Raw genomic sequence first — 9,444 nt, 5'->3', positions numbered from 1 at the left:
TGTTGATCGTGATGCCGCGAGCCTTTTCTTCAGGTGCCGCGTCGATCTGGTCGTAGCCCTTGGCTTCGCCGCCGAACTTGGTCGACAGAACGGTCGTGATGGCCGCCGTCAGGGTGGTCTTGCCGTGGTCGACGTGACCGATCGTGCCGACGTTCACGTGCGGCTTGGTGCGTTCGAACTTACCTTTTGCCATGATCTCTATCCTTTGACTTTCAAGGAAACTTTAATTTCTGCCGGGACCGCCCGGATGGGGCGGGCCCGGCAAAGGGTTATTTACTTGGCCCGAGCGGCGATGACTTCGTCAGCGACGTTCTTGGGGGCCTCGGAGTAATGCTTGAATTCCATCGTGTACGTGGCACGGCCTTGCGTCAGCGAACGCAGGTTCGTGGCGTAACCGAACATCTCGGCCAGCGGAACTTCGGCCTTGATGGTCTTGCCACCGCCGACCATGTCGTCCATGCCCTGGACCATGCCGCGACGCGAGGACAGATCGCCCATCACGGTACCGGCGTAGTCTTCAGGCGTTTCGACTTCAACGGCCATCATCGGTTCCAGCAGCACGGGGCTAGCCTTGCGCATGCCTTCCTTGAACGCCATCGAGCCGGCCATCTTGAACGCGTTTTCGTTCGAGTCCACATCGTGGTACGAACCGAAGAACAGCGTGACCTTGACGTCCACGACCGGGTAACCGGCCAGGATGCCGGCGGGCAGCGTTTCCTGGATGCCCTTGTCCACCGCGGGGATGAATTCGCGAGGAACCACACCGCCCTTGATGGCGTCGACGAACTCGTAGCCGCCACCCGGCTCGAGCGGTTCGACCTTCAGGACCACGTGACCGTACTGACCACGACCGCCCGACTGCTTGACGAACTTGCCTTCGACTTCTTCGCAGGTCTTGCGGATGGTTTCGCGGTAGGCCACCTGGGGCTTGCCGACGTTCGCTTCCACGCCGAATTCGCGCTTCATGCGGTCGACCAGAATTTCCAGGTGCAGCTCGCCCATGCCGGAAATGATGGTCTGGCCGGATTCTTCGTCGCTGCGCACGCGGAACGACGGATCTTCCTGAGCCAGACGCGACAGCGCCAGGCCCATCTTTTCCTGGTCAGCCTTCGACTTGGGTTCGACGGCCTGCGAAATCACGGGCTCGGGGAACTCCATGCGCTCGAGCAGGATGTGCGAATCGACGTCGCACAGCGTTTCGCCGGTCGTCACGTCCTTCAGGCCCACCACGGCGGCGATGTCGCCGGCCAGAACTTCCTTGATTTCCTCGCGGTTGTTCGCGTGCATCTGCAGGATGCGGCCGATACGTTCCTTCTTGCCCTTGATGGGGTTGTAGACCGTGTCGCCCGACTTCAGGACGCCCGAGTAGACGCGCACGAAGGTCAACTGACCCACGAACGGATCGCTCATCAGCTTGAAAGCCAGCGCCGAGAACTTCTCGTTGTCGTCGGCATTGCGGTTGATGGCGTTGCCATCGTCGTCCTGGCCGTCGACCGGGGGAATGTCCACGGGCGAAGGCAGGTAGTCGATGACCGCGTCCAGCATGCGCTGCACGCCCTTGTTCTTGAAGGCGGTGCCGCACAGCATCGGCTGGATTTCGCCAGCGATGGTGCGTTGACGGATGGCCAGGTTGATTTCGGCTTCGTCCAAGGAACCCGTTTCCAGGTACTTGTTCATCAGCTCTTCCGACGACTCGGCGGCGGCTTCAACCAGCTTTTCGCGCCATTCGGCGGCGGCGCCTTCCAGCTCGGCCGGAATGTCCTTGTAGTCGAACTTGGTGCCTTGGCTGGCTTCGTCCCAGATGATCGCCTTCATCTTGACCAGGTCGATCACGCCTTGGAACGTGTCTTCGGCGCCGATGGGGATCACGATGGGCACGGGGTTGGCGCGCAGACGCGTCTTCAACTGGTCATAGACCTTGAAGAAGTTCGCGCCGGTACGGTCCATCTTGTTGACGAACGCCAGACGCGGCACGCCGTACTTGTTGGCTTGACGCCACACGGTTTCGGACTGGGGCTGAACACCACCCACCGCGCAGTAGACCATGCAGGCACCGTCCAGGACGCGCATGGAACGTTCCACCTCGATGGTGAAGTCCACGTGCCCCGGGGTGTCGATGATGTTGATGCGGTGCTCGGGGTAGTTGCCGGCCATGCCACGCCAAAACGCCGTCGTAGCAGCCGACGTAATGGTGATGCCACGCTCTTGCTCTTGTTCCATCCAGTCCATGGTGGCGGCGCCATCATGCACTTCGCCAATCTTGTGATTGACGCCGGTGTAGAACAGGATACGTTCGGTCGTGGTGGTTTTCCCTGCATCGATGTGCGCAGAGATGCCAATGTTGCGATAGCGCTCGATCGGGGTTTTGCGGGCCATGGTGGGTTAGTCCTTAAATTACCAGCGGAAATGGCTGAAGGCCTTGTTGGCCTCGGCCATCTTGTGCGTGTCTTCGCGCTTCTTCATCGCGGCGCCACGACCTTCGGAGGCGTCGATCAGTTCGCCAGCAAGACGCAGATCCATCGACTTCTCGCCACGCTTCTTGGCGGCTTCACGGAGCCAACGCATAGCCAGGGCCAGGCGGCGCACGGGGCGCACTTCAACCGGCACTTGGTAGTTGGCACCGCCAACGCGGCGGCTCTTAACTTCGACGATCGGCTTGATGTTGTTGATCGCCAGGCTGAACACCTCGATCGGCTCCTTGCCGGTCTTGGTGGCGACTTGCTCGAGGGCACCGTAGACGATGCGCTCGGCGACGGCCTTCTTGCCGTCCAGCATGACGACGTTCATGAACTTGGCGAGCTCGACGCTGCCGAACTTGGGATCGGGCAGGATCTCGCGCTTGGGTACTTCGCGACGACGGGGCATTGTTGCTTCCTTGTGTCTGTTCAGTTGAACCGTGTTTCATTACACGGCCATGGCCGTCCAATAAGACGACCCCTTACGTGCCGCGCACCTTCCCATGTTCCGGATGGCGCGGTTGCACTTCCCTAATGACGGATGGCCGCCACGCGGGGGTACTGCTGATTCGCGTTGCGAATCCTTAGGCCTTCTTCGGGCGCTTGGCGCCGTACTTCGAGCGGGCTTGCTTGCGATCCTTGACGCCTTGCAGGTCGAGGGAACCGCGCACGATGTGATAACGCACACCGGGCAAGTCCTTCACACGACCGCCACGCACCAGAACCACCGAGTGCTCTTGCAGGTTGTGGCCTTCGCCGCCGATGTACGAAATGACTTCGTAACCGTTGGTCAGACGCACTTTGGCAACCTTACGCAGAGCGGAGTTCGGCTTCTTGGGGGTGGTGGTGTACACGCGAGTGCACACGCCGCGGCGTTGCGGGCAGTTTTCGAGCGCGGGGCTCTTGCTTTTGATGATGCTGACTTCGCGCGGCTTGCGCACGAGTTGGCTAATGGTAGGCATGACCTTTGAAATCCCTTTTACGTACCACTGGTAAGTACTTACGTACTCGTCTCTTCGAGTGATGACTCTCGGAGAAGGCGGCTCGCGCAAATCCGCCTCAAACGTTCAGATACGTAAAAGAGCGGGCTTGCCAACAAACCATGACAAACGCACAAACCGGATGCTTCGGAGATGGCGGCGCCGGTTGACGGGGGCTCGTGACGCACCCCTGTGGCCTTGGGCCGCCAAGCTGGGCGCGAAGGCTTTGCTTGGGATATGGCCGGACCTGTCTTCCTGGCGCCTCAAATGCCAGTCTTGGCATCGACTTTGCGCGCGATTAAAGCAGTAAGCCCTTTAGCATAGCTTAGATTCCGGCGCACTGTCAAAATCTTTTGTAAGCGTTGCGTGGGGACACGTTGGCGGCAAAAGACGGCCAGTTAGGCGCAGGTCCGGCCCAGGTCGGGAAAATTGGGGCCAAATTGACGACGCAAAGGCGCGGGTCTTGGCCGCGCGGCTTTATTGGTCGGCGAACAGGTAGCCGCTGCCGTAGACGGTGCGGATCGGCAACATCAACCCCGCCATTTCCGCCTTGCGGCGCAGACGGCTGACGATCACATCGATGCTGCGCGTGCCGCTGGCGCGCGCGCCGCCGCCCTCCTGGCGCAACTCTTCGCCCAATTCGTCGCGGCCGACCGCCCTGCCCGCCACCTCGAGCAGCGAGCGCACGATCAGGCGTTCGTTGGCCGACAGCGAAATCGTGGTGCCGGACGGCGCCGCCAGGGTCCAGCCCTGGTCGCGCAGTTCCCACTGGCCAAGGGTGGGCTCCTCGGTCGCCAGATTGTCCTGCACGGCGGGCAGGCGTCGCGCCAGCGCCAGCAGGATGCAGGCCAATTCGCGAGGGTCGTGCGGCGGCGGCAGGCAGGCGTCCGCGCCGCTCTGCAGGCAACGCAGGCGGGTATCCAGGGACAGGTTGTTGCCCATCACCACGATACCCAGCGGCGACGAGCCGTGCAGGCGGGCCACCAGGGCATAGCCGATTTCACCGAGGGTGCCCACATTCAGCACCACGGCGTCATAGGGACTGTTGCTGAGCAGGCCGAACAATTCCAGGGAAGTCGAGCAGCCGCGGGCCGAAATTCCAGCTTGAAGCAGCGCGGACACAGCGGTATTACGTGCGGCCTCGTCCGGCGACATCATCAGTACGCGCAATTGATTCATAGTTCTTTCCATCCCATCTGCCCCGCCCGCGCCCGGCAGACTGCGCCGGTTGACGGGAGGGGTCGGGACAGTGTGGCGCGTTGTTGTGCAACAACTCCAGTCAAGATTCGTTAAGTTTGCAATGTTTGACAGTTCTTGGCACAACGTAGCCAACAGTGACGCCACGCGAGTTATCATTCCATTACACAATCCTTTCTTCTTCTTGCAGTAGGGCGCCACAGGGCGCGCTTGCGCAGCCAACCTTCGCGAGACCACGTCTGATGAAAATCGCGTCGCTGGAAGACGACCTGGACCAGGCGAAACGTATCCAGCAAGTCCTGACTGCCGCCGGATATACCTGCACCAGCTATCAGCAAAGCCGCGACCTGCTTGCCGCTTTGCGCACTGAAACGTTCGACCTGGTGCTGCTGGACTGGCACCTGCCCGATATCGATGGCGACGATGTGGTGCGCTGGCTGCGCGCCAACATCGGCCCGCGCATTCCGGTCATCTTCCTGACCAACCGTTCCAGCGAGGACGACCTGGTCGAGGGCCTGCGCGCCGGCGCCGACGATTACATCGTCAAGCCGCTGCGGCCGCTGGAGCTGCTGGCGCGCGTCGCGGCGCTGCTGCGCCGCAGCCAGATCGCCGAGCCCGCCGATGAATCGTTCGACGTGGCCGACTACCGCATCGAGCCCGCCGCGCGCACGATCCTGCTCAAGGGCGCGGCGGTCACGCTGGCGCCCAAGGAATTCGAACTGGCGCTGCTCTTTTTCCGCAACCTCGGCCGCCTCATGTCGCGCGACGTGCTGGCCGAATGCGTCTGGAACCGCGAGATCCCCGCCACCTCGCGCACGCTCGACACGCACCTGTCGAACATCCGGCAGAAGCTGCAACTGCGCCCGGAACACGGCGTGCGCCTGAGCTCGTCCTATGCGCTCGGCTACCGGCTGGAATTGATATCCGCGTCCGAAGATAGCCCGCCCCCCGCGCCCTAGCGCCCGGCGGCATTACCTGGAGATTTGAACGACATGAGCCGCTGCCGCGCGCTTTCTTTGCTTGCCCTGCTTTCCGGCCTGCTGCTCGCAACCTCCTCCCACAGCCAACCCGCGGGCGCGCTGGGAGAGAACTTCATCTACCGCGTGCGCCAGGGCGACACGCTGATCAACATCGCCGCGACCTACACGCGCAACCAGGCCAACTGGAGCCCGTTGCAATCGCTTAACCAGGTCGCCACGCCCGAACGCCTGCCCATCGGGCTTGAACTGCGCATCCCCCTGTCGATGATTCCGGAGCGCGCCGCCGATGCGCGCGTGGTCCACGTCAGCGGCCAGGCGAACCTGGACGGCCAGGCCCTCAAGCCGGGCGCCAACGTGGCAGAAGGCAGCAAGGTCGTGACCGCCCCCAACGGCTTCGTGACCCTCGAGCTGGCCGATGGCTCCAAGCTCACGCTGCCGGCCGACGGCGCCGTCGAGCTGACGCGACTGCGACAATTCGAAGGCACCGACCTGACCGACTCGGTCATCCATGTCGAACGCGGCAGCGTCGAATCCAGCGTCGCGCCCGGCGGCCAGGGCGTGGGCCGTTTCGAGGTCCGCACGCCGGTGGCCGTGACGGGCGTGCGCGGCACGCGTTTCCGTGTGCAGAGCGGCAGCCAGGGCGTGCGCAGCGAAGTGCTGGAGGGCAGTGTGCGGCTGCAGCCGCACGCCCCCGGCGCCGCCCCGGCGCAACCGGTGGCGGTGGCCCGGGGCTACGGCGCCGCCATCGGCGCCGACGGCAGCGTGGCGGGCGTGCGGCCCTTGCTGGCCGCGCCCCAGCTCGGCGAGCCGGTGCGCGCCGGCGGTGGCAGTTGGACCAGCGCGTTCCCCCCCGTGCCTGGCGCACAGGCCTACGTCGTGCGCGTGGCGCGCGACGCCGACGGCACGCAACCGGTGTCCTCCACCCGTTTTCCCGGTCCGGACATCCGCTTCAGCGCCCCCGGTCCCGGCACTTTCTACGTTTCGGTGCGGGCCATCGACGAACTGGGCCTGGGCGGCCAGGACGCCACGGCCACCTTCACCGGGGTGAACCAGCTGATGACCAACAGCGGCCTGGGCGTCGCCACCGGCTTCGGCGGATTCGTGACGCTGAACGATTACTAGATCCACGCCCATGGCAGATGCCGCCGACTCCAACGACCGGGCCTCGCGATCAGGCCTGTGGTTGACGGCGGCGCTGGCGCTGCTGGCCGCGCTGCTCGGATCCTTCAATGGCCTGGGGCGCGTCGATCAGATCCTGTATGACCGCGCCGTCGCGCTGACAGGGCGCGACATGTCGCCCGACATCGTGATCGTGGCGATCGACGATACCAGTATCGATGCGCTCGGCCGCTGGCCCTGGCGCCGGGCAGTGCACGCGGCGTTGCTGGACCGCCTGCAGGGCGCGCGCGCGGTCGGCCTGGACCTGATCTTCGCCGAGCCCGACACCACTCATCCCGGTGACGACGCGATCCTCGCCGACAGCTTGCGCCGCAACGGCCGCACCGTGTTGCCGGTGGTGTTGGACCGCCTGGCCTACCCCTCCTCCATCAGCACGCCCATCCCGATCCTGGCGCAAGCCGCGGCGGGCAGCGGCTTCATCAACGCCAACCTCGATGCCGACGGCGTGCTGCGGTCGGCGATACTGACGGCGCGTTTCGCCGGCGAGCGCTGGCAACATTTCGCGTTGAGCATGCTGGACGTGGGCGGCCAGGCGGCGATGGCCGAGCGACTGCTGCGCCGCGCGGGCAAGGACGGCGGCATCCTGATCCCCTACGCCGGCCCCGCGGCGCACACCCGTGCGGTGTCCTACCTGTCGGTCCTGCGCGGCGACGTGCCGCCCGAGCAGTTGCGCGGCAAGTATGTGCTGGTGGGCGCCTGGGCCACGGGCCTGGGCGACGCCTACACCACCCCGGTCTCGCACGAGGTGAGCGGCATGCCGGGCGTGGAGATCATCGCCAACCTGCTGCAGGCGGCCAACGACGACATCGCCTTCCGGCCGCCCGTGCCCTGGCTCAATGCCCTGTTCTCGGCCCTGCCGGTGCTGCTGGCCTGCCTGGCGCTGTGGCGCCTGTCGCCCAACCTCGCGCTGCTCGTCAACATCGGGCTGCTGGCGCTGGTGCTGCTGGCCAGCCTGCTGCTGCTGGGGCACAGTTATCAATGGTTCGCGCCGACCGCCGCGCTGGTGGGCGTGGCGCTGTGTTATCCCCTGTGGAGCTGGCGCAGCCAGGAGGCCGCGCTGCGCTACATGGACAACGAATTGCGCCGCCTGCAGCGCGAATACCCGCCCGTGCTGAACGAAGCCCGGGCGCAATCGGGCGGCCCCAGCGCCTCGCTGGAAAGCCGCGTCGGCGAACTGCGGCGCGCGCTGGCGCGGGTGCGCAACCTGCGGCGCTTCCTGGCCGACGGGCTGGATGGCATGCCCGACGCAACGCTGGTGTTCGACCAGGACGGCCGCATGCAATTTCGCAACCAGGCCGCCGTGATGTACTTCCAGCGGCTGGGCATGCGGCCGCCGCGGGTCGGCCATCCGGCCATCCACCTGCTGGAAAAGACCATCGGCGACGACGCCACGCGACAACGCGTGGCGCAGGTATTGAGCGGCCAGGGACACACGGCCGAGCAATCGCCCTGGAGCGCCGACCTGGAAGTGCGCGACCACGCCGGCCGCGACCTGATCCTGAAATGCGCGCCGATCCATACGGCCGAGGGCAACTTCGCCGGCACCGTCGCCACCCTGACCGACATCTCCGGCATACGCCAGGCCGAACGGCAGCGCGAAGAAACGCTGCGCTTCATCTCGCACGACATGCGCGCGCCGCAAAGCTCGATCCTGGCGCTGGTGGAAATGAAGCAGGATGGCGTGCCTCAGGACGGCCGCGACGAGACCCTCACCCGCATCGCCGCGCTGGCCAATCGCACGCTGCACCTGGTCGACGACTTCGTGCACCTGACGCGGGCCGAATCGATGGCCATCAACGCGGTCGAGCTCGACCTGGGCAGCCTGCTGCAGGACGGCGTCGATGAATTCTGGGCGGCCGCGCACAAGCGCGGCATCACGCTGGCGGTCGCGCCCTCGCTGCCGGTCGCCTACGTACTTGGCGACCAGACGCTGCTGATGCGGGCCTTGAGCAACCTGATCGACAACGCCATCAAGTACAGCCCACCCGACACCCGCATCACCTGCGACATCGACCAGGCAGCCGGCTACTGGCGCGTGCACATCCGCGACCAGGGGCAAGGCATCGCGGCGCAGGATCTGGCGCGGCTGTTCGAACCGTTCGCGCGCGTCGGGGTCGCCACCCGCGGGGACGTAGGCGGCGCGGGATTGGGATTGGCCTTCGTGCGCACCGTGGCGCAACGCCACGGCGGCGAGGTCGAGGTGAACAGCCAGGCGGGCGTCGGCTCGGTGTTTACGCTGTGCCTGCCGGTGGCGCCCGAGGACACCACGACCCATTAGGACCTGGCGGCGTTCACATCACTGGAAGGTGTGCGAAATGACGGCCGGCTTGCCCGGCTTGACTTCCAGAGTCGCCCGATAGGGCGGCAGGTCGGCGTTGCGAAGCAACACTTGGTATTTGCCGGGAATCAGCCGCAATTCCTTGACCGGCGGACTGATGCCGCGCGCCACGCCATTGATCCACACTTCTCCCCACGGCCGGATGTCCAGGCGCACCAGCACGGGCACAGGCTTGGGTTTGGGCGCGTCGTCCTGCGGCGCCGCGGCCGACGCGGCGGGTTCCTGCACGCGTGGCGCGGCATTGGCGTCCGGCTCCGACGCGGCGGGCGGCGCGGAGGGCGCGGCCGCCCCAAGTCCGGCCGGTGGGACGGCGG

At 65.3% G+C, this 9,444-nt stretch carries 8 protein-coding genes and 1 pseudogene; 3 read left to right on the top strand and 6 right to left on the bottom strand.

Annotated features, from left to right (window positions below; all coding sequences use genetic code 11):
* The 5 genes from HV783_RS28800 to HV783_RS28780 form a co-directional block, all read right to left on the bottom strand.
* A partial coding sequence (locus HV783_RS28800; RefSeq protein ID WP_244980099.1) for a GTP-binding protein occupies positions 1–193 on the bottom strand: 193 nt, incomplete at its 3' end.
* 80 nt (positions 194–273) lie between these two features.
* Positions 274–2,376, bottom strand: coding sequence for an elongation factor G (gene fusA, locus HV783_RS28795; RefSeq protein WP_054504556.1), 2,103 nt, complete (start codon positions 2,374–2,376; stop codon positions 274–276).
* Between the two features lie 18 nt (positions 2,377–2,394).
* A complete protein-coding gene (rpsG, locus tag HV783_RS28790; RefSeq protein WP_006389600.1) occupies positions 2,395–2,865 on the bottom strand; it encodes a 30S ribosomal protein S7 in 471 nt (156 codons plus the stop codon).
* Positions 2,866–3,040: 175 nt separating this feature from the next.
* Positions 3,041–3,418, bottom strand: a complete 378-nt coding sequence (gene rpsL, locus HV783_RS28785) for a 30S ribosomal protein S12 (RefSeq protein WP_005017264.1) — start codon at positions 3,416–3,418, stop codon at positions 3,041–3,043.
* A 495-nt stretch (positions 3,419–3,913) separates the two neighbouring features.
* On the bottom strand, positions 3,914–4,615 hold the full coding sequence (locus HV783_RS28780) for a response regulator transcription factor (protein WP_054504555.1): 702 nt from the start codon (positions 4,613–4,615) through the stop codon (positions 3,914–3,916).
* A gap of 260 nt (positions 4,616–4,875) precedes the next feature.
* On the opposite strand from HV783_RS28780, the gene HV783_RS28775 reads away from it, so the two are divergent.
* Genes HV783_RS28775 through HV783_RS28765 form a run of 3 tightly spaced genes read left to right on the top strand, consistent with a single transcriptional unit; the run spans position 4,876 to position 9,070 of the window.
* A complete protein-coding gene (locus HV783_RS28775) occupies positions 4,876–5,592 on the top strand; it encodes a response regulator transcription factor (protein ID WP_054504554.1) in 717 nt (238 codons plus the stop codon).
* A gap of 33 nt (positions 5,593–5,625) precedes the next feature.
* On the top strand, positions 5,626–6,735 hold the full coding sequence (locus tag HV783_RS28770; RefSeq protein WP_054504553.1) for a FecR family protein: 1,110 nt from the start codon (positions 5,626–5,628) through the stop codon (positions 6,733–6,735).
* A gap of 10 nt (positions 6,736–6,745) precedes the next feature.
* Positions 6,746–9,070: a CHASE2 domain-containing protein gene (locus HV783_RS28765; RefSeq protein WP_175190314.1), complete on the top strand. Its 2,325-nt coding sequence runs from the start codon at positions 6,746–6,748 to the stop codon at positions 9,068–9,070.
* A gap of 18 nt (positions 9,071–9,088) precedes the next feature.
* Here the strand turns inward: HV783_RS28765 and HV783_RS29570 are convergent.
* Positions 9,089–9,444 (bottom strand): annotated as a pseudogene (locus HV783_RS29570) (serine/threonine-protein kinase); the annotation flags it as partial.

Source organism: Achromobacter dolens (assembly GCF_902859745.1).
In the GTDB taxonomy this organism is placed as follows: domain Bacteria; phylum Pseudomonadota; class Gammaproteobacteria; order Burkholderiales; family Burkholderiaceae_B; genus Achromobacter; species Achromobacter dolens.
This window is presented reverse-complemented; position numbering and strand designations above follow the sequence as displayed.